Origin of the sequence: Chitinophaga pinensis (assembly GCF_007896845.1) — a bacterium.
In the GTDB taxonomy this organism is placed as follows: domain Bacteria; phylum Bacteroidota; class Bacteroidia; order Chitinophagales; family Chitinophagaceae; genus Chitinophaga; species Chitinophaga pinensis_C.
Genome location: NZ_VOHS01000025.1, coordinates 1 through 20,649, shown reverse-complemented (window position 1 = coordinate 20,649; position 20,649 = coordinate 1). Strand labels below are relative to the sequence as shown.

Annotated in this window: 19 protein-coding genes and 2 pseudogenes; all 21 read left to right on the top strand. The window is 46.9% G+C overall.

Annotated elements, in window-relative coordinates; translation table 11 throughout:
* Positions 1-11 precede the first annotated feature (11 nt).
* The gene (locus FEF09_RS20535) at positions 12-1,700 is read left to right on the top strand and encodes a tail fiber domain-containing protein (RefSeq protein ID WP_146306841.1); all 1,689 of its coding nucleotides are present in this window, start codon (positions 12-14) and stop codon (positions 1,698-1,700) included.
* A 43-nt stretch (positions 1,701-1,743) separates the two neighbouring features.
* The gene (locus FEF09_RS20530) at positions 1,744-4,740 is read left to right on the top strand and encodes a hypothetical protein (protein WP_146306840.1); all 2,997 of its coding nucleotides are present in this window, start codon (positions 1,744-1,746) and stop codon (positions 4,738-4,740) included.
* A gap of 66 nt (positions 4,741-4,806) precedes the next feature.
* Positions 4,807-5,037 (top strand): hypothetical protein, encoded by a 231-nt coding sequence (locus FEF09_RS20525; protein WP_146306839.1) that lies wholly within the window; start codon positions 4,807-4,809, stop codon positions 5,035-5,037.
* Positions 5,006-5,251, top strand: a complete 246-nt coding sequence (locus FEF09_RS30855; protein WP_186774435.1) for a hypothetical protein — start codon at positions 5,006-5,008, stop codon at positions 5,249-5,251. The genes FEF09_RS20525 and FEF09_RS30855 overlap by 32 nt, the downstream gene beginning before the upstream one ends.
* Positions 5,252-5,360: 109 nt before the next feature.
* Complete coding sequence (locus FEF09_RS20515; protein ID WP_146306837.1) at positions 5,361-6,059, top strand: hypothetical protein; 699 nt, start codon at positions 5,361-5,363, stop codon at positions 6,057-6,059.
* Between the two features lie 67 nt (positions 6,060-6,126).
* The gene (locus tag FEF09_RS20510; RefSeq protein WP_146306836.1) at positions 6,127-6,594 is read left to right on the top strand and encodes a hypothetical protein; all 468 of its coding nucleotides are present in this window, start codon (positions 6,127-6,129) and stop codon (positions 6,592-6,594) included.
* A 270-nt stretch (positions 6,595-6,864) separates the two neighbouring features.
* On the top strand, positions 6,865-7,260 hold the full coding sequence (locus FEF09_RS20505) for a hypothetical protein (RefSeq protein WP_146306835.1): 396 nt from the start codon (positions 6,865-6,867) through the stop codon (positions 7,258-7,260).
* Between the two features lie 27 nt (positions 7,261-7,287).
* On the top strand, positions 7,288-8,985 hold the full coding sequence (locus tag FEF09_RS20500) for a hypothetical protein (RefSeq protein ID WP_146306834.1): 1,698 nt from the start codon (positions 7,288-7,290) through the stop codon (positions 8,983-8,985).
* 27 nt (positions 8,986-9,012) lie between these two features.
* Positions 9,013-12,258 (top strand): hypothetical protein, encoded by a 3,246-nt coding sequence (locus FEF09_RS20495; RefSeq protein ID WP_146306833.1) that lies wholly within the window; start codon positions 9,013-9,015, stop codon positions 12,256-12,258.
* On the top strand, positions 12,258-14,060 hold the full coding sequence (locus FEF09_RS20490; protein WP_146306832.1) for a contractile injection system tape measure protein: 1,803 nt from the start codon (positions 12,258-12,260) through the stop codon (positions 14,058-14,060). The genes FEF09_RS20495 and FEF09_RS20490 overlap by 1 nt, the downstream gene beginning before the upstream one ends.
* A 68-nt stretch (positions 14,061-14,128) precedes the next feature.
* Positions 14,129-14,767, top strand: a complete 639-nt coding sequence (locus tag FEF09_RS20485) for a hypothetical protein (protein WP_146306831.1) — start codon at positions 14,129-14,131, stop codon at positions 14,765-14,767.
* On the top strand, positions 14,698-17,208 hold the full coding sequence (locus FEF09_RS30850) for a DUF4157 domain-containing protein (protein ID WP_186774434.1): 2,511 nt from the start codon (positions 14,698-14,700) through the stop codon (positions 17,206-17,208). Before FEF09_RS20485 ends, FEF09_RS30850 begins: the two co-directional genes overlap by 70 nt.
* Positions 17,209-17,247: 39 nt before the next feature.
* Entirely contained in the window at positions 17,248-17,541 is a 294-nt protein-coding gene (locus FEF09_RS20475) for a hypothetical protein (RefSeq protein WP_146306830.1), read from the top strand.
* A gap of 50 nt (positions 17,542-17,591) precedes the next feature.
* Positions 17,592-17,927 carry a hypothetical protein gene (locus FEF09_RS20470; RefSeq protein ID WP_146306829.1) on the top strand — a complete coding sequence of 112 codons (336 nt, stop codon included), beginning with the start codon at positions 17,592-17,594 and terminating at the stop codon, positions 17,925-17,927.
* A 314-nt stretch (positions 17,928-18,241) separates the two neighbouring features.
* Positions 18,242-18,490 (top strand): hypothetical protein, encoded by a 249-nt coding sequence (locus FEF09_RS20465; protein ID WP_146306828.1) that lies wholly within the window; start codon positions 18,242-18,244, stop codon positions 18,488-18,490.
* A gap of 160 nt (positions 18,491-18,650) precedes the next feature.
* Positions 18,651-18,806: a hypothetical protein gene (locus FEF09_RS30845; RefSeq protein ID WP_186774433.1), complete on the top strand. Its 156-nt coding sequence runs from the start codon at positions 18,651-18,653 to the stop codon at positions 18,804-18,806.
* A gap of 163 nt (positions 18,807-18,969) precedes the next feature.
* Positions 18,970-19,360, top strand: a pseudogene (locus FEF09_RS34855) (ParA family protein); the annotation flags it as partial.
* The gene (locus FEF09_RS31670; RefSeq protein WP_409994869.1) at positions 19,343-19,648 is read left to right on the top strand and encodes a ParA family protein; all 306 of its coding nucleotides are present in this window, start codon (positions 19,343-19,345) and stop codon (positions 19,646-19,648) included. The pseudogene FEF09_RS34855 and the gene FEF09_RS31670, both read left to right, overlap by 18 nt.
* A 40-nt stretch (positions 19,649-19,688) precedes the next feature.
* Positions 19,689-20,090: a hypothetical protein gene (locus tag FEF09_RS30835; RefSeq protein ID WP_186774432.1), complete on the top strand. Its 402-nt coding sequence runs from the start codon at positions 19,689-19,691 to the stop codon at positions 20,088-20,090.
* On the top strand, positions 20,077-20,277 hold the full coding sequence (locus tag FEF09_RS30830) for a hypothetical protein (RefSeq protein WP_186774431.1): 201 nt from the start codon (positions 20,077-20,079) through the stop codon (positions 20,275-20,277). The genes FEF09_RS30835 and FEF09_RS30830 overlap by 14 nt, the downstream gene beginning before the upstream one ends.
* Positions 20,277-20,649 (top strand): annotated as a pseudogene (locus FEF09_RS33350) (DUF4157 domain-containing protein); the annotation flags it as partial. The gene FEF09_RS30830 and the pseudogene FEF09_RS33350, both read left to right, overlap by 1 nt.

The following is a 20,649-nucleotide window of genomic DNA, read 5'->3' as shown; positions in this document are numbered from 1 at the left end:
AAGATACTCCCATGTCTATAACAACCAGAGCAGCGCTGAAAGCACAATTCAAGACCGGCGCTATACCCACCTCGCAGGATTTCTTCAACCTGATCGACTCAACGCTGGTAAGAAGGGATGATGCTTTTTTCGGCAAGTGGGCAGCTGGGACCTGCTACTACGAAGGAGATGTAGTGATCTACAACAATGCATTATACACCTGCGTGCCAGCCGGCGATAAACCCTGCGGCTGTGAAGGAAAAGAAGGAGATACCAAAGCGGACAAATCAAAAGGACATTGTTCCGTAGACAATCCTGAGATTGATTGTACCAACTGGAAAATGCTGGATATCGATGCTTCTGATGAAGATTGGGAGATCGTCCGCAATGAAGACAAGGTGCCGATTATCATGTATGCAAAAGTATTTGGTAAGATCGGTATGGGTACAGAAGATCCTAAAGCGCGTGTACACATCCATGCGGATGAAGCAGGCGGAGATTTCCTGTTCAGTCCTGATAATGCACAGACACCGGAGTTTGTGATCAGGCAGGCAGGTGGTGATGCGCCTGCACAATCCCTGTCAGAAAAGATCGCAGATAATAAAGCAGTTTTCACCACGAATACAGACGGTTTCCTGTTCTCTACCACTGTTCCTCCGGTAGCAACAGAAGGAGAGGAGAACGTACCTAAAGAAGCGGCGGCGGTAAAGCCGGTGTTTATTACTACACCAGATGCCGGCGCGGCAATTGGTATTGGTACAATAGCGCCTGAAGGAGCTGTTGATATCCAGAATCAGCCCGCTGCGAGATTGTTACTGAACCCGGTGCAGTCCGTTGTTCCACAGGCTGTATGGCTGCACAAAGGTGAATACGGTCAGCAGAGTTACCTGAATACTGCATTGGATGGTATTGCGACCACTTTCACTACGAATGCTGCTGAAGGTTTTTATTTCCGCAAAGGACTGGAAGAAAGCAAAAACTATCTGAAGAATATTGCCAAACCTGCGGCTGAGACATTGGTGTCTATCAAACAGGATGGTCGTGTAGGTATCGGTACAGAGGCGCCCGTGACCAATGTGGAGATCACCAAAGCAGATAGTGCCGGTGCGTTCCTGTTGTGTCTCGACAATACCAATCCCGGTTTCAGTATCATTAATAACCGCCCTAACAACGAAAAGAGAAACTATTTGTTGCTGGGTGCTGACAATGACTGGGGTGCTTTCCTGACGGATGCTTCCAAAGGATTTGTCTTCAGAAGAGGTGGCGAATATGGTAACGGCAACGAACTGGAGATCAATCAGGGAGATGACCTTGTAACGATATCAAGTGAGGGTAAAACCATTATCGGTGGCCTGACAGCACAGGGTTTTGATCTGAATGTAAAAGGCAAATCCAGAAGTTTCGGCCTGTATCTGGATACAGATGTACGCAAAGTGACCAATCAGGCGAAATTGGGTAGTGTGATTGATAAGGTAAAGAAACTGAATCCTATCACTTTCAACTTCAACCAGAAAGCAAATTGTCCTGCGAATGAATCACAGATCGGTTTCCTGCCACATCAGGTAGAAGAATTCTTCCCTGAGCTGGTGAATACGGACAGCGATGGTACACAGACACTGGCTTATGCCAATATGGTAGCTGTGCTGACGAAAGCGATACAGGAACAACAGGATACGATTGCAGCTCTGCAGAAACGCCTCGATGCGCTCGAAAGCAAATAACAGGATGTGATCACTGATACAATTTACCAAGCACTCTCTTACAATGCCTGATCTCAAATATATAACTACGGATAAAAACAGCGGGTTCCCGGAGTACCTGGACTTTGCCACGCTGCGCAAGCTGGGTATACAGCATATTGCGGAGCTTTCAGGCAAGATATGGACAGACCACAACCTGCATGATCCGGGCATCACTATCCTTGAGGCACTGTGTTATGTGCTGACAGACCTGGACTACCGTACCAAACTTGATTTTAAAGACCTCATCGCTACTCCTGATGGTGCTGAGGATAATTTCTATACAGCTGCGCAGATCCTCGGCAATAACCCGCTGACGATCGCAGATATCCGCCGCATGCTGATCGATATCAAAGGCGTGCGTAATGCATGGCTGATACCGATCAATGAGGCGGAAACGGAAGCGGAATACTCATTGGTATATGATTGTGAAGCGGGTGTATTAGACAATACACGTCTTACAAAAGAACAATCTGCTGTTCCACTGAAAGGATTATATCGCGTGTATATCGAACCGGATGATGTATATGCGGCTGCTTATGAGAAAGACGCCTGCGGCAATGATGTATTCCCGATGGATACAGTGCTTACGACCATTGATCAGCGACTACATGCACACCGTAATCTTTGTGAAGATTTTCCCGATGTAGTTGTATTGGAGAAAGAGCCGATCAGTCTGTGTCTGCATATTGAACTGGCTGCCAACTACAACCCGGATGACGTGCTGCTGAACATTTACAGCAGCATACAGGACTTCCTGTCTCCTGCGCCTGTCTTTTATAACCTGCAGCAATTGCTGGAGAAAGGCAGGAGTATGGAAGAGATCTTTGAAGGTCGTCCGTATGATTTCGACAAAGATGAGCCTTTACAACAGAACGGTTTCATCGATGTACAGGAACTGGAAAGTCTTGAACGTATCACGGAACTGCATGCTTCTGATCTTTACCGTATTATCATGCAGGTGCCGGGTGTGGCAGGAATTACCCGTCTGATGATGACCAGCTTTGATGAAGATGGTTATGCACTGACAGATGCAGCTGGTAATCCTGTTAAACAGGAAGGCGAGGAATGGTGTCTGCATCTGAAGAAAGATCATCGTCCTGTTTTATCTCCCGAAACCTCCAACGTTATTTTCTTCCGTAATAAGCTACAATTTGGAGCCAATACGGAGGTTGTAAATCAGCGCTACAAGAAAGCGATTTCTGATTATAGCAAGTTTCCGAAAGCACCTGCTGCACTTGATACAATAGTACCGAAAGGGCGCAGGCTGGATCTTGCGCAATATACTTCTGTACAGTATGAATTTCCCAAAGTGTACATGATCGGTAAAAATGATGTACCGGGAGATTCGACAGCCGCAAGAAAAGCACAGGCCTTGCAGTTACAGGCGTATCTGTTGTTCTTCGACAGATTGCTGGCAGATTATTTTTCACAACTGTCGTCTGTACGGAAACTGTTTTCGTTGCAAGGTTCCACAGATGCTCGTACTTACTTCCCGGCTGATCTGAATGGTATTCCGCAGTTACCTTCCCTCTTGCGCTACAAGAAGCAGTTGCCTGCAACAACAGCAGGTAATACCTACAATGGTATGCAGCTGGCTTATGAGCCTGATAATACCGGTAGTGGCAGAAAGGAGTATGCGTCCATGTATCTGCGTGATGAAATGATACGCCGCATTATCAGCGAGTGTAGCAATAGTAATGTAGATCGCAAGATATGGCAGAGGGAAGACAATGGGTACTGGTTCTTCCAGCTGACTGATAAAGCAGGCAAGGTATTGCTGGAAAGCACTATCTTTTTTACTACTGAGATAGCAGCTGAACAGGCGGCACTGGATGTGGTATTCCTCGCGGCATTGTCTGGCAGCTATGTAAAGAATAATAACCGTCAGGACGATATATACAGTTTTGACCTCGTCTACAATGATGCGGGTGATACTGAGATGCTGACTGCCTTATATGAGACATCTGCGCAGTATCAGGAGCGTAAAGAACGCTTTCTGAATCATCTGCTGGCAAGGTTCTCGGAAGACTTTACCGATTATGCCCTGATGATGTACAATATCAGCGGCAGAAAGAATGATCCTGCACGCAATATTGCAGATAAGGCAGCTTTTTTGTCTGCGTACCCTGAAACAAGCGCCAATCGGGCACTGGCATTTAATTATAAAGATCCGGGTGTGGGATTTCCTGTCTGCGGACTGGAAAAGAGAGTAGCCGGTCTGATGGGTATCCGTCAGTCTCCTTCTGCCTCTCTGAATAATTTTGATCTTGTTATAGCGGAGAAAAAGACAGGTTTTATCTGTCGTTTGCCAGAGCAACTTACCCCCTTGTTCATCAGTGATAGTCTGCATGACAAGGAACAGATCAGCACTATCTTCAGCCAGTTTCTTGAACTAGGCAAAAATAAGGCTAACTATAAACCTTATGGTTGCATCGGTGAAGGTGTATATGGATTTTCTATTCAGTCACCAGCCACTGCGAAGGAGTGGATCGCTGCTAAATGTACGATTGAATATTCTACAGAGGAGGAGCGGGATACGCTCATCGACTGGTTTGTACATTTCTTTGAAGATGATGGCCAGTATAAAATTTATCCGCAGACACAGGAAGGATATTATTTCCTGTTACCTGATGACTATGGTAAAACATTATTGAAGAGCAAACAAGGTGTTGATACGCAGGAGCTGGCTCTTTCACAGGGATATGATTGTCTTGTGTTATTGCAGGAAGATGTAGTATGGGAGGTAGAGCCAGATGTAGCCGCCGGCAATTTCAGGATCATAATAGTGAAAGATGATGTACAGATCGCTTATCATCCGCAGACCTATGGTACGGAAGACGCAGCTTTACAGAAGATAAAGGAGTTGCAGGAGTATTTCCGCCAGCACTACCTCGTGTATCAGCAGGAAGCAAGTGAACTATATAACTGGAGAATGACCATGAAGGGCAGCCTGCGTGGGAGGGTATTCTTCCTTATAAAGATATGGCGCAGTTACCTATTGCGTTTGTACAGTTTGTAGAACTGGCATCCAAAGCAGAAAACTACCAGATCGTACAGACAGGAGACGGCGTTTTTTCGTTTGCAGGTGGTACGTACTGAACAGGGAGAAGAAGAAGGATCGTCTGTCAGTACCGTGATATCTGAGCATCTGTCGTCCTTTGTGAATGCAGAGGCCGCGCAACAGGTACAGCAGACTTATGTAACCTTATTCAGCGGGTTGTGGCTGACTGTCAGTGGAGGAGTAACAGGTGTATCTGCTGCGACCTACTATTTCAGAGATCTGGATGCACCTAAGATACGGCTGCAGTACTGCTGACCACCGTCGCCCTGTACCGGATGGCGCTACTGTCACACAGGTGACACGCGGTATTATCCGTTATGCATCCAACCCAAAGAATGTTACTGTTAAAACACTGGATAACTGCCAATACATCGTGCAGGTGCAGGATGATAATGTGTGGTATTGGCAGAAAGCAGTGAAACGGGGGATCATGCGTCTGCGACGAATTTACTGGAACGTATTCTGCTGAAAGCAGCACAGGATACGCTGTGGGTAGAGAGAGGAACGTCGGCAGAAGCGTATGGTCTTTATTGGGAAGATGCAACATCTGCAACACCCTTACTCCAAAGTGTACATGTGTGGGAGACCGTGAAGGTGCTGTAACAGCCTTTATGGAATGGTTGCTGCATACAACTGCGGAGGATATTTGTCCGGAGCAACAGGCAGCCGGTGGATATGGTACAAACATTTTCGGGAAAGATAAATCCCTTTTTGCAAGACAGCCCCAATGGTATCCATCTGCAGAAGAAAGAGATGCTGTTATGTTGCTCCTGAAGCAACAGATCGCTGCTTTACAAACCAGCACCGGATGGTCAGCCGTTACACTATATCATTATTATTTCAAGATCAGTGATAAGGAAGGCCTGTTATTACAGGAGCCTCACTACTATACAAGTTATGATGCCGTACGGACGGCGTTTTATGATACGGTGAAATATGGTAAGCAAAGACAGTATTATTTGTTGACGGTACTGGATAATTGCACTTACAGTTTTAAGCTCATCGATGGTGATAAACATGTATTGGCCATACATCCGTTTGAATATACCAGCATGGCCGCGAGAGATGCCGCTGTAGAACGTACGCTGCGTTTCCTGCAGGTACATGGTCAGACGGTCACTCAGGTAAAACTGGCGGGTGCATGGAAATACAGCTGGCAATGGCTATCCTGCTGTTGCTGGTATCCGGAGACAGCCCTGGAGGGGCTGGATGAGAAGCCGGAAAAAGAAGATGCACAAAAGACACTGGAATATATCATTGAGAACTGGCTCCTGTAAAAGATAACTACGATATCGTACAGGAAGAAAGCGGGTTCCGTGTGTTCCTGAGAGAAGGAAAGGAAGAGTGGCAGTACATCCACACTGGTATGACTGCGCAAAGGAAGCCGAAGCCGCAAGAGATCGTCTCATTGTATGGTCAGGTTTCCGTCTGAGTAAAATCGAAGAGGGCAGTTATTCAGTGGAAAGAGATATCCGCACAGATCTGTATAAAAACGGTGATACAGAGCAGGCATTGGGTTATCGTCTATGGGACCGTGATTTCAGGATTGCGCATTATCTGCCAAAGTTTGAAACTCCGACAGACCGTGAGGAAGCGATAACGGCGCTGTTGCAAAGATATCAGCGTAGACTGCCTGCGTTTACTGCGCTGGAGAAAGGATCTTCTGTTGTAGTCTATGAGAATGGTGCTTATTATTATCAGTTGCGTCGCAATGATTTATTGTTGTGGCAGAGCATTATGGGATATGGTTCGGCAGATGCAGCCGCTGCAGCTTTTGAAAGAGTGCTGGGGACTATTACAGCGTACGCTTAAACAGGAGTATTACAGTAGCTGGACACCGGCTGCAACACAACTGTATCTTAATGATGATAAGGGACAAGCACTCGCTGTAGCGGCTATCACGCCGGGTAGTTACGAGGCTTACATTGCGGCCGTACAGGCAAGGCAACAATTTGCCCGTAAACATGGTGTGTTCCTGAATGAAGAAGCACTTTCTCTTTCCATATTTACAATCCGAAAACGAATAGTTACGAATGGGAAAGCACGCACAGTTATGCAGACCCGGTTGAGGCGGAGCAGGCATTGCTGGAATTCAGACAATTGTTACGCTTCCGTGGTAACTATTGTGCGGATGATGAAACCGTTGGCTGTTACTACTCTATTAAGCTCGGTAAAGTATTGTTGGATATACAGCAGGTGACCAGAAAATGCGAGGGTGATAAAGAAACGATGACGGCAACAGACGCCTGGGATCGGCTGCAGGTCTTTCTGGATAATATTGATCCCGACAGCCAGAACCTGTTTCCATACACAGATTATGCAAATGACTGCCGTTATGCCTTCCGTCTCGTGGATGACAGCATTTACCGCGTAGCACAGCATACGGGCTGGTATCAGGGAATGGAGAAAAGGGAAGAGCACAGAATGGAATTGCTGCAGACATTTACTGCAAGAAACATTTGTATGGCTGGTTTGTAAAACCTGAAAATCTGAAAACAGAAGGAATTGCTGGCAGACATTTACTGCAAGAAACATTTGTATGGCTGGTTTGTAAAACCTGAAAATCTGAATACAGATCCACGGATATTGGATTGTTACTTCAAACATCCGGAAAAGCTCAATTTCGCTGATCTGTGGATGAGTTATGGTCAGGTGCCTGCACTCAATCAACTATGGAGTATTGCAGAAGAGACATTACCTGCTGTTAGTGCGAAATTATATTACTATCAACTTTATGGCAAGGTAGATAAAGATACCAAAGTGATGTGGCGGGCAGTTACCCGTTATAATTCAACGGCACTGGCACAGGATGCAGAGGCACATTTCTATGTATTCCTGCTGGAAATGGCACGTTCGGCTGCTTCTTACTACTACGAGCCGATGGCAGGTTGTGAGAATGCTTATACGCTGTATCTGAAGGATATGGATGGTAAGATCATTGCAGTTGCACCGGATGTGATCTGTGGTGAAGACATAGAGAACGATCGTGCTACCCGTATGTTTAATGCGATGTTATTCCCTATAGTGGAAACAGGTAAAGGTTACACGTTCGAAATTAATGATATCAATGAGGTACAGGGTGATACCATCAGTTATACGTATGCGGGTGTCTGGGAATCTATTCAGACATATGATACACCTGAAGATGCCTGGGAGGCGCTGACTACTGCCTGTGAACTGCTGACAGATCTGCGCAACTATCAGCGTGGTGATGAAGACGCCTGTGGACCATTCAGTGTTACGCTGGTAAATCCTGAAGGCGTGCAGGCGGAACATCCATTGACTTACACAAGTATTTCGGCCAGAAATGCGGCGATGGAGTATGTGTTGAATGCGATCAGTGCAGAAGGTCTGCATTTGCTGGAACATATACTGATGCGTCCGCGTACACAACAGCAATCTTATGAAGCATGGCAGCTGGAGCTGAGCTGGTATACGCAGCGCGAGTCGATGATCTTATTACAGTTTGTAAATGAAGCCGTGTATGCAGATGCTGCATCTTATGTGAAAGCTTTGCAGGAGGCGGCTATCGCAAATGAAGTATATGTAGATCAACAGGCCTCCACGCTGACGATCTCTTTCTATAAAAAGGACGAAAGACTGGCTGTCGCAAAGCTTGCTGCAACAGATGAGCTGATTGCTTTACTGAGTGATCTGTCATCTGTACGTACTGCGATGCAGTCATTGCTGGCAAATGCCTCAACAGAACAGGTAAGTACCGTGGTGATCCCGATCGTTTGCAGTACAGAGAATGCAATCCTGCCTATTTGTGATGATGTGTGTCTTTGCTGTGATGAAGAAGAGGCGACAGATAAAGAAAATGCGATCTACTGTGACCGTACTTTTCTTGCAGATCCTTATTCATTCTGGGCGACGGTTGTATTGCCGGCATGGCCACAACGTTTCCGGCTGGCGCGTTTCAGACAGTTCTTTGAGGATACCCTGCGCAGAGAAGCACCGGCACATATCCGGCTCAATATACTGTGGGTAAGTCCACAACAGATGCTGGAGTTTGAAGGCGCATGGAAAAACTGGCTGGCAGCACTTTCGAGAGAAGAAAGTTGTGATTATAATGATAGTCTGCAGGCACTGAACCTTGTATTAAAAGAATTGAAAAATGTATATCCGGCCGCTTACATGTGGGATGATGAAGGAGGAGATGATAAGCCACTGATCTTATTGGATGAAGCTATGCTGGCATAGTTTAACTAAATTAAAATTCTTCAGAAAATGATAATTAATAATTCTACCCCTTACCCGGTTTTTAAAAAGGGGCAGCAGTTGAAGAGTAGCAGCCTGAAAGGGATCGTTGATTTCGCGGAAGGAGAGATCATGGATACCCGCATGTTCCTTGAAGGTTCAGGTATATTTTACGGACTGGATATTGCGATCGATGAACAGGCAGGCACTCTTCGTTTGTCACCCGGTGCGGCGACCACCTCCGATGGTAAACTGTTTACCCTTGAACAGGAGGTCGTGTACAATGGTTTCAGTGCAGAGGCACCGATCACCCTGCTGAAGAAAACACCTGTTGTGGCTGTGCTGAGTACGAATAGCGAGAATCACAATGAGTTCGCTTATCGTATAACAGGTAAAGATCCGGGTAACCCGAACAGAACACCCAACACCACGCCATATATTGTTTTGCTGATCCTGACGGAGAAGACAACCAGCAATGATAGTTGTCTGTATGGACAGGATAACAGTGAAACGTCTCAGACCAAAACCGTGCAGGCAGTATTGATCGATAAGAACCTGATCGATCAGTCAGATCTTGACAAGTGGTTTATTACCGATAATACCACTGATGGTGCAGATGATGCTGTGATTAACCGTTTTGGGTACAATACCGGCGATGGTAAACCTTATATTTCATTTGAGAATTTCACAAGCTGGAAGAATGTCAGTGATGGATTTGACAGTGTGTGTGCTGCCGCAGAACCACTGATCGGTGCTTCTCTTAAGCAACTGTATGATCTGGTGAAAGAGAAGCTGGGATTGAATCCGGTGAATCCTTTCAATAACCTTGACAGTAATCTTAAACAGCTGCGTGAAACAGTAAAAAGCAAGGGTGGTATGTCATATCCCTGGCTTTACGATTACTACAGGGATCTGATCGCAGCTTATCAGGAACTGGTTGCAACTGATCTTTTCAGCTACTTGTCGTTCCTGCCGCAACGCGATCGTTTTGAAGAATACATTGCGTTAGGCAGTATCCGTGCAAAACATGGCGATAAGGATGCAAATTACCGTATGGGACTGTATCGTCCACCTTTTGCGGATCTGAGCATTAATGCGCTGGAAAAGCCATTACTGCTGATCAAAAGACTGCAATACCTGACAGATACGGCGCATACCCGATTTAATGCACAAGGTTTCCCGCCGTCTGAAGTGATATTTACACCTGATGCGGGTATCAATGAAACACTTTCCAGACGTGCGATACCATTCTATTATAACGATCCGCAGGAGTTGTCAAAGAGCTGGAATGCCGAACTGGCGCGCAACCGCCGGACCTTCACCATACCGGGTATCACAGATGAGAAAGACAGGAACCTGCTGTTAGCGAATATGGACGGTTATGAATTCTTCAGGATCAAAGGACATACCGGTGCGCTGATAGAGCCTACGCTGGATGCTATTGCCGCACAACGGAGTGAATTACATCTGCCCTTTGATGTGAAGGTTTTGTACATCGGAGAGAAGGATGATATGATCAAACTGGTGAAAGAACGGTCAGCTGCTTTCAGTGATCTGACGGTGTTGCTGGAGAAGATCGTGTATGATATCCGCTGCGCGCGTACCTGTTCTGACAATTTCGAGGAAAGCATCTTTGGCAGGCAGTTCGATAGAAACGATATCGGTAGTATGTTCGAGGCGCTGGTCACCTTATTCGGTCCTTTACCGGTAGATCTTGACAAAAAGCTGGAAGAGCTTTGCAGTCGCGAGGGTACCTGTTATGATGAAGACAAGACCTGTTGCCGTTCACATCTGACAGCACTGTTTGCGGTGTATGAAGAATATGTACGTCGCAAAGATGAGCTGGCGGGTAATCTGTTGTTCCATTTATTCGCAGAGAAGCATCCGGGTATAGAGCATAGCGGCGGTGTGCCTAAAGGAGGTACCCTGATACTGGTATGTGGTAAAACAGATCCTGCGTTTTTATCAGAAGAAAAGAAATCCAGTCTGCTTAAACTGGCATTGAGCAATGCAGCCGGTGTCAATATTGCGGACGAACTGGAGAACTACACTGTGATGGCTGATTTTTGTCTGCCATACATCTGTTGTTCTAACAAACCATCCATTAACCTGATCTTTCAGGAAGCTCCGCCGGTGGCGTTATTCTCAATTGCGGAACAGGAGCAACTGCCTGAAGGACAAGGTACTGCGGTTGTGCTGAAAAATGAATCGCTGCGTGCAGATACTTATCATTGGGAGCTGCAGGATTATCAGGGGAATGTGTTGAAAGAAGAACATACCACAGATATCAATGAAACACCGAAGTTTGAACTGCTGATAGAAAATGGGGTAGTGTTTACCCTTGTGCTGACGGCTTCACGTGAGGGTATGAACAGTAAATATGCGCTTGAGATAACGATTTGTCCCCAAGGCAATGTAAAGGTGACCAGCAAAGGTAAATCTTCTATCGACTGGGATATTACGAAGTCTCCTGAACTGGAAATTGAAGCCTTTCCTTATGGCGGTAGTTTCGGTCTGATATTGCAACAAAACGACAATGAGCAGGAACTGGATCCGGCGGAATATGATATTACGTGGAAGCAGGATAAAGAACATCTGACATTGACCATACAGCAACCGCAGGCGGGCATATATCGTTTGCGCTATACATTCGAGGATATTGAGAATTGCGAAAAAGGATTCGCGATCCTTGAGATCCATACGTTCGTGCCTTCGAATCCACAGCCTAAAGATAAAGAGACGGGAACAGAAACGCCTCCGATAGTGCCGCCGGTGGCATCAGCTGCCAGTACGCCGGCGGCGGTCAGCCGTGGTTTATCAGCCGGCGGCAATGATGCCGTATTCAATAAGCGGATACTAAGTTACAGAAGTGGTATCAATGCGATGTCTAAAGAAGATGATACGTTGCTGGAGGATAGTCGTTGGTCAGATACCAAAACATTCCTGCTGGCGAGCGGTGCACCGGAAGAACTGCATGCTGCGTATGAGCGTCTGCAGGGTGTATTACAGACCGGCTTCAGTAAACTGAAGGTAGCGCAGAAAGCGCAGATGATCAGATTGTTGATCTACGCGACCGCTTATTATATGGACAGACTGATTGCGGCCTCTCCGGATAAAGTGCCGGCTATTGCCAGAAAACTGATCAAAGCCGCCGGTGAAAGTATTACGCTACAGAAAGATGGTGCGCAACAATGGTCACAGATCTGGAGCAGTGAAGGTATTGTGACTGCTGAGAATGAAAAAACAGTCTCTGCTTATAAAGCTATGATCGCCTGATGGAACAACAGCATGCCATAGGAAAACTGGTGCTGGAAGTACAGCTGCCTTCCCGGGAGGATGCCTTTTCAATACAGCAGGGTCTGAGTGTCCGTTGTAATGTGGAGCTGACGCCTATGTTGGGACCATTACTGGATGGCTGGGCTGATCCGGACACCTTATTACAAATAGACACACTGGAGGTGGATCTTGGCAATTGTAGCTTGAAGGATTTGCAGGAGGAGTTGCCGGGTATGGTGATTGCTTATCTGCAGAAGCACTTTCAGAGCGTGACGGCTGTACCATCACCTGAATTGAATATACAACATATGCAGCGTCGTCCGCTGACACAGGGATATTTTGAGAGCTGGCTGTATTTTATGCAACATGGAGTGTTGCCATCTACAGCGATAAAATGGGAACAGGAGGAATGGGAGGCGGGTATTCTGACTGCACTCGCTACTGAGACGAGTGCTTTAAGACAATGTCAGGAATTACTTGCTGCTCATCCTTATGCGATCCGTCGTCTGGTGATGCAGTTCTCCCGGAGCTTTGTATACAATTGGGTACTGGCTTTCAGCGCCGGTGCTTACAGACAGCAATTGGTGCTGATAGATGAATGGGAGGCGTTTGTGTTTAGTCCGCGGTTTATAACTATGATGAAGACACAGATTGCACAGCAATCGCTTCCTTCACTTACATTACCGGCGCAGAGTCATTACGCAGGCAGTGTAATGGAATGGCTGATCGGAGATATTGTGATTGCGGGTAAAACGATCAGTCATCCTGCATTACTGGAACAATTGGTGAGACTGTTGGGTGCCGTATCACAATTGCCGGCCCGGCTATTTACACTGGAAAGAGTTACTACAGCTGGTGTAAGCATGCCTGTGGCGATACAAGAAGCAGTAGGGGCTGTGGCCGGAAGATATGCAAAGGAAATGGCTGCACTGAGCGCCTCATTCGGTATCACACCTGACAGCAAAAACAGGGCTGTTGATAGCGGTGAGAAGATACGACCTGAAGCTACGGAACGCCTTCAACGTGAGGAACAGCTGGCAGCTACATTACGGAGAAAGCAGGAGCAGGATGCTACAACAAAACAAGCGCCTTCATCCGGTGTACAGTCGGGTGAAACGCCTGACGGTACACCGCTAAAACACCCAAAAGATGCTTTGTCTGAACAGCGTGTTGCTGAAGAAAAGGTGGCAGAGCATGCAGATATCATTGCCGATGAGGCAGGCGTACATCATGATCAAAAGAACGCGTCAGATAATGTAAGCGGAGCGGATACTGGCGGTGCAGGGCTTCCTGAAGAAGGTACGGTGTATTACATCAATAATGCCGGACTGATATTGTTGCATCCTTATCTCTCGTATTGTTTTGATGCGCTGGAACTGAGGGAAGGACAGCAGTTCAAAGATGAAGCAGCCAAACATAAGGCAGTGCAGCTGATCGGATATATGGCTTATGGAGAAGAGGAGATTCCGGAGTGGGATCTGGTATTGCCTAAGATCCTGTGTGGTATTTCACCTACGGAACCTGTAAGACGTTTTGTGCCATTATCCGAAGTAGAAAAAGACGAAGCGAATCAGTTGCTGAGTGCTGTCATCACCCACTGGAATGCCCTTGGTAATACTTCGCCTGACGGCTTACGCGGCAATTTCTTATTGCGTGAAGGTAAGCTGGAATGGAAAGAAGAGGAGTGGCAGTTGTTCGTCACCCAGCAGGCATACGATATGTTGTTGAACCGTTTACCATGGGGATTCAGCGTAGTAGGATTGTCGTGGATGCCGTGGCTGATCAAGACCGTGTGGGTCTAGTTATAAATATGTTTTTAACCCCGGACGCCATACTGCATATGGCTTGTTAATTCCCTTACTAAGGACAAATGATCAAAGCAACCGATAATAAAAGCAAAACTGCAAAAACGAGGCAACAGCCTGAAGGCGGCTCCTTTTTCAATAAAGATAAGGGAGCTGGCAGCGCGTTTTTGGGAGAGACTGCCGCATCGGAAGAACCCTTTTTCGTTCAACGGAAACTTACCATCGGAAAACCAGATGACCATTATGAGAAGCAGGCTGACCAGATAGCTGATAAGGTAGTACAGCGCATGAGTCAACCAGCGCCGGTGCAAACCAAGGCAGCTACACCTTCTCCTGTCAGCACTGTTCCTGCTGGCAGTGTGCCCGCATCCGCAGCACAACCTGCGGGGGTGCAAATGAAGGAGCAGGAGAAAAAAGAAGAGGATATACAGACGGATGAGAAGAAGCTGCAACGCAAGCCTATATTCGATAGTATGGGTGATCCGCCTGATGATATCCAGAAAAAGAGACAACGCAGGCACCCGCGGCAAATGCGAAGGCAGATGCAAAGGGGGATAGTGGCCATCATCTTGAACAGCGTTTGCAGGGTACTAAAGGTGCTGGTTCGCCATTGGCTTCAGAAACGCGTGCTGCAATGGAATCAGCGATTGGTGCAGACTTCAGTGGTGTACGTGTACATACGGGAAGGGAGGCAGCAGAGCTGAGTAATGATCTGCAGGCACAGGCGTTCACACATGGTAACGACATTTATTTCAATGAGAATAAGTTTGATGATACCAGTAGCACCGGCAGACATCTGCTGGCGCATGAGCTGACGCATACCGTCCAGCAGGGCGCTTCTGTACAACGGAAGGCTACACCGGAAAGTGGTGAGCAGAAAGAAGAGACGCCGGTAACGGAACAAGCGGAAACTGCTGTGCAGAAGAAAGCAGATCCCTTGTTGTCAGCCGATAGTATGACGATACAGCGTGCAGGCGGTAAACCTGTTGCAGCTGCACCAGCGGCGGCATCCGGAGAGGTAGTGAATGTTGCCGCCGGTAAATTTAATCCTTCTGCGGCATTGCAGGAGGCTATCCGTGCGGCTGGCAGAAAAGGACTGGATGTGAATGTCAGCGCTGGCAAGGTAGCAGGTGCTGGCGTGATGAAAGTGCGGGAGAAGGATGGTGTGATGGAAAGTCTGAAAAATACTTACCTGCCATTGAACATGCCGATGTTCAGTGCGGCGAATCCTGTACTGGCTGTGCGACTGGCCAGTGGAGAAGTCAGTGGTTTTGCCACTATTGGCCAGAGCAATGCGCCGGAGGCTATTCCACAATGGTTGCGTAAGAACGGGAAGGCGATTGGTTGGCTGACAGGCATTGACGTAGAAAATGTACTATCCAAAGCGACGAATACATTTGAGAATGGCAACTTCACCTTTACGCTGAATGGTATCAAGGTGAAGGTAGGCGGTTTTGCATCGGCTACGATGGATCTTGGCTTTATGAATATGCAGCCATCTGCGCATGTGGTAGCAGAGATGGATATTCATGGCATGGCGAAGGGTAACCTTGATATTACGATGGCGGAAGATAAGCTATCGGGTGAGGGTGCATTTGCTGTGAGTTTTAAAGGATTCTCCGGAGAAGTAGCAGCGAAGTTTCAGGAAGGTGTGCTGGATGTGAAAGGTATGGTACAGTATGCCGGTGATAAACTGAGTGGCTCACTCATGCTCGTCATGACAGATAAGAAAACAGCGGATAATTTTGCGGTTACACAACTGGGAGGTGCACCTGCAGCAGAAGCGGCACCACCAGCAGAAGTGCCGGCGGCAGCTGAAGGGAAAGGGCCACGCGGTATGGCGGGTGTTGGTACACTGACCTTTAATCTGACAGAATGGTTTGCCGGTAGTGTGAATGTGATCGTAGATGGTAAAGGATGTGTGACGGTAGTGGGCAAGATCGCACCACCAAAAGAAATTATACTGTTCCAGCAGAAAGACTACAGCAAGGAACTCTTTAAGATGGAGGCCCGTGCGGCATACGGTCTGCCGGTAATAGGCAACGTATTCGTATTCGCTAATATGGCATTGATTGCTATGGCGAAAGTGGGACCTGCGAAAATATACAACATTGAAGTAGAAGGTACTTACTCCAACAACCCTGACATTGCGAAGAGCATTACTTTGTCAGGTTCCCTGAACATGTCTGCTTATGCGGGATTACGTCTGCGTGCAGAAGGTGGTGCGGGTCTGGAACTGTTGGGACATGATCTGAAAGTAGGTGTCGGACTGAATGCAGATGCAGGCGTGAAAGGATATGTAGATGCGCGTCCGACCATCGGTTATCGTGATCCGGGAGAGTTCTTCTTCAAAGGGCATATGGAAATCGCGGCACAGCCGTTCCTCGGATTGAGTGGTGATCTTTTTGTGGAAGTGGATAGTCCGTGGTGGTCACCATTACCGGATAAGAAATGGACCTGGCCGATTGGTGCGCTGGAATATCCTTTACCGGGAGAATTTGGTATCGGTGCTGATATGGAATACGTACTGGGTTCCGGCAAGGTACCTGAAGTGACATTCAGCGAGGCGAAATTTGATGGTGCGAAGTTCATGACTGATCTGGTGGATGATCATGTGCCGCAGAAGAGTGGTGCAGGCAATAAAGACAAACAAGGTAAATTTACAGATGGTGGTGGCGCGGGCGCTGCTCCGGCCGGAGGGGCTCCTCCGCCAGCGGCGGCAGGTGGTAAACCGGGTGCTCCGGGCGGGAAACCGGGAGCAGGTGCAGCACCTGGTAAAGGTGGTGCTGGTGGTGCCGGTGGCGGAAAAGGACCCGGTAAAGATAAAGGTGCTGACAAGGCTGATCCGGACCAGATGAAGAACTTTGCTGCCGCTATGCAGAAAGTGAAGGCACTGGAAAGTCATAAGGCCATGACCCGTGCTGAAATTACCACAGCGATCGAAGGTATTAAGAAACAGCATAATACGCCGGGTATTACCATTGCGCCACAAGGAAATGATCTGTGGATTGTTACAGGCAGCATAAAAGGCAAGCCGAATAAACAATCCGTGAAAGTGAAGGCACTCAGGACGCCGGGTGACGATAAGGATAAAGGTGATGATAAGGAAAACAGAAAAAGCTGGATCTTGCGATACAGGATCTGAAGAAGATCGATACTACAACCGCAGCAGATGGTAAGTTGAATGACGAAGAGCGAAAACTGTCGCGGAGAAGGCGCAGCAGAACATACTGATGTATTCAAGTCGGTTAAGGCAATAGATGCCGGTAAAAACTGGAATTATCAGTATATTCAGAAGGCAGAAAATCCTGTGAAGGGTAGCGGACATGAGGAACTTGATCCGAAGATCAAGAAAATGGTACACAGGAATTTTACCGCAGAACAAGCGAAGGCATTATTAGATCAGGTAAATGCGATTGTGGGCGTTCCTGCGATTGTTGACAACATATTCACGTCAAGCAAGAAGCAGAAATCCTGATTGAGTTCCTGGAAAAGGTAGTAAGCATTGCTTCGACGCATGAAAAAGGCTTGAAAAATGGTTTCAGAATTGAGCACACCGAGCCGAAGAATGGAATAGTTGAATTTACCTATGTTGGCTTTACAGGCAAAGGCGACGCCGTGAATGTGGGCCCGACGGCAATACGGGATCCGAAGGTGAAAAATGCTGCCAAAGTGAAAGACAAACAGCTGTTTCTTGATCTCGTTGTATGGAAGAAAGTAGGTGATGCTGGTGTGAAAGGTGCAGGAACCGCGATGTTCAATCTGGCAGTTGAGATATTTAAGAATGATTTCACGGAATCAGGTCACAATGGGTTTCTCATGATGGTATTTATAAGAATAAATTTGGCTGGTCAGACAACCTGAGGGATTTCATTAATGCGCTGAAACTCGACAGAGGTAATACAAAAAGGCTGCAAAAGCTACCTGGTCTTATACCAAAGCTAAAGAGCAGGGGTACGGTACAGTTAAAGACGTTAAGCTCAAATTTGGTAACCGGAACATTTCAAGGAACTGGCAAAAAAGAACCCCGGCGATTTTGCGGAACCATTGAAGGAAGGTGAAAAATATCCTGCTCCTGTAAGGCCGGACGAAGTTAAGATTCCGGCATATCCTGAAAATATTATACAAGTTGATGCCGTTTTTATATCAACACAAGACGAAGATAAATAACAATAATAATGATGAAAGAGGTATATACCTGCGCTGCCCACGATGAGAGTATAATTATGATCTATGAACAGGATCCGCTGTTTGATGCGGTGTCAGACATATTGGAAGATACATCAGGTATTGAAAAGGAGCGGTTCGGAACCAGTGATATTATGCTGAGCGGAGAACAGATCTCCCTGATGAAAATACCACTGGAAGAGCTCATAAAAGAAAGCTTGCGGTACATGAACCTGTCGGAGAAGCTAATAAGCAATTGACATTGTTTGGCCGGAAGTATGCATTGAATACACGCGATGATGAACACATGGCCATCTATTCTTTGCATATGCTACTGGATATGATCGATGCTGAAATAGCCGCCGGTGGTCTGTCTGGTTTTATAATGTTGCATTTGAAGATGAGGCAGATCTATATATATTGGGTGTTATCAAGCCTGCGGAGGACGGTATTACAACTGATGCTGCGTTTGCACAATTCAGCGAATCACAGGATCTGCTAACTGCCGGACAGTTCAAAGAACGGGTGGACGCACTGAAGACACAGGGTTTTATCATTGACAAAAAAAACTGGTGAAGATGATCCTTTATTGTATCCATCTGAAAAGACATTGAAAGTGCAGACGATTTAATTATCATTACCCATAATTATACCCCATGATCGTTCTATCCATTGCCATACAAAAAGGCGGTTCAGGCAAAACTACCACGGCCTGAACCTGGCGGCTGCATTCCAGCGGATGGGACAGAACGTACTCCTTATTGACCTCGATCCACAGGCGAATCTGACGCAATCATGGGCATTGCAGATGACTCAGACCTGAGTATATATGAACTGCTGAAACAGGCTGCATCCGGAGAATTGACAGACGTACATCAGGCAATTGTAGAAACAGGTATCCTGCCGCTCATTCCGGCTAACCTCGAACTGGCCAGTGCCGAACTGGAACTGGTGAGTATGTACGGAAGAGAACAATTACTGAATCAGATACTCACGCAGCTTGAAGATACTTATGATATGGTGGTGATTGATTGTCGCCGGCAGTAGGAATGCTGACCGTCAACGCACTCACTGCCAGTAACTATGTATTAATGCCTTTGCAGGCAGAATTCCTGCCTTTTAAAGGCGTACAGCGTTTTGTCAGGAATGTACACCTGATCAAAAAACAGCTGAATAAAAAGCTGGAGATACTGGGTATCATATTGACGAAGTACGATGAACATAAGAGCATGCACCGTCAGATCAGGACACAGCTGCAGGAACTCTATCCCGGTTGGGTACTGGAGGCCAGCATCCGTAGTAATATCTCGCTGGCAAAAGCACAGGAACAATCAAAAGAGATTTTCACATTTGATCATAATGCCAATGGCGCCAAAGATTATCATGCGCTGGCAACAGAAATAAAAGAACGCCTTTGACAGCGGTAGAATAATACCCTGTTGACTTAAATCGATAGATATGAAAACGAACAGTCGTCGCTATCGGAGACACCGTAACCCCGAAAATACAGATACGAAGGAAGCTCCTTTCTTCAGCCCCACTCAGAAAGTACTGCAGAGCAAGGAAGACGCCTTCTTTCAGCCGAAGCTGTCTGTAGGACAGCCGGGAGATAAATTTGAAAGAGAAGCAGATGCTGTGGCAGATAAGGTGGTCAGCCGCCAGTCAGCCAAAGGCAATGCGGTGCAACGTAAAGAAATTTCTTCCGTACAGGCTAAGTCTGAGCCAAAGGAAGAGGAAAAGAAAGTGCAGAAGCAGCAGGATATGGATGAGAAAGTACAGAAAAAAGATGTAAAAAAAGAGGAAGAGAAACCTGTACAGAAGAAAGGTAAAGAAGAAGAAAAAGAAGATGCCTGCGCCTGATAAAAAAGAGGAAGAGAAACCCGTGCAGAAGAAAGGCAAAGAAGAAGAGAAGAAAGCACCTGCACCAGAGAAAAAGGAAGAGGAAAAGCCGTTGCAGAAGAAAGAAGAACAGGAGAAGAAACCTGCTGCAGATGAGGTGATAAAGAAGAGAAAGAAGAAGATAAGAAAGGTGGAAAACCTTCTGTGATGGCAAAAGAAAGTAACTCACGTGGCATGGAAGATGGTGGTGAACAACTGGGCCGGCGTCTCAGCGAACAGCGTGGTAATGGTGTGCCACTTTCTCCTGATGTTAAAAGAGAGATGAGTCAGGCGATAGGGGCTGACTTTGGCAATGTTCGTGTGCATACGGGGGATAAGGCCACCGAACTGAGTCAGAGCTCGGTGCACAGGCATTACACATGGTAACGACGTTACTTCAATAGTGGAAAATATGATCCTTCCTCCGCCGGTGGTAAACATCTGCTGGCGCATGAACTTACACATGTTGTGCAACAGGGCGCCGCACCTGCTGTGGATAATAAGAAAGGCGCACCTGCTGCGGGACATGGTACTCCGGGGG

Coding starts and splice junctions, on each gene's coding strand:
- FEF09_RS20535 (WP_146306841.1), top strand. CDS start 12: ATGTCTATAACAACCAGAGCAGCGCTGAAAGCACAATTCAAGACCGGC.
- FEF09_RS20495 (WP_146306833.1), top strand. CDS start 9,013: ATGATAATTAATAATTCTACCCCTTACCCGGTTTTTAAAAAGGGGCAG.
- FEF09_RS20485 (WP_146306831.1), top strand. CDS start 14,129: ATGATCAAAGCAACCGATAATAAAAGCAAAACTGCAAAAACGAGGCAA.
- FEF09_RS20530 (WP_146306840.1), top strand. CDS start 1,744: ATGCCTGATCTCAAATATATAACTACGGATAAAAACAGCGGGTTCCCG.
- FEF09_RS30855 (WP_186774435.1), top strand. CDS start 5,006: ATGCACCTAAGATACGGCTGCAGTACTGCTGACCACCGTCGCCCTGTA.
- FEF09_RS30835 (WP_186774432.1), top strand. CDS start 19,689: ATGAAAACGAACAGTCGTCGCTATCGGAGACACCGTAACCCCGAAAAT.
- FEF09_RS30830 (WP_186774431.1), top strand. CDS start 20,077: ATGCCTGCGCCTGATAAAAAAGAGGAAGAGAAACCCGTGCAGAAGAAA.
- FEF09_RS20490 (WP_146306832.1), top strand. CDS start 12,258: ATGGAACAACAGCATGCCATAGGAAAACTGGTGCTGGAAGTACAGCTG.
- FEF09_RS20475 (WP_146306830.1), top strand. CDS start 17,248: ATGACGAAGAGCGAAAACTGTCGCGGAGAAGGCGCAGCAGAACATACT.
- FEF09_RS20465 (WP_146306828.1), top strand. CDS start 18,242: ATGATGAAAGAGGTATATACCTGCGCTGCCCACGATGAGAGTATAATT.
- FEF09_RS30850 (WP_186774434.1), top strand. CDS start 14,698: ATGGAATCAGCGATTGGTGCAGACTTCAGTGGTGTACGTGTACATACG.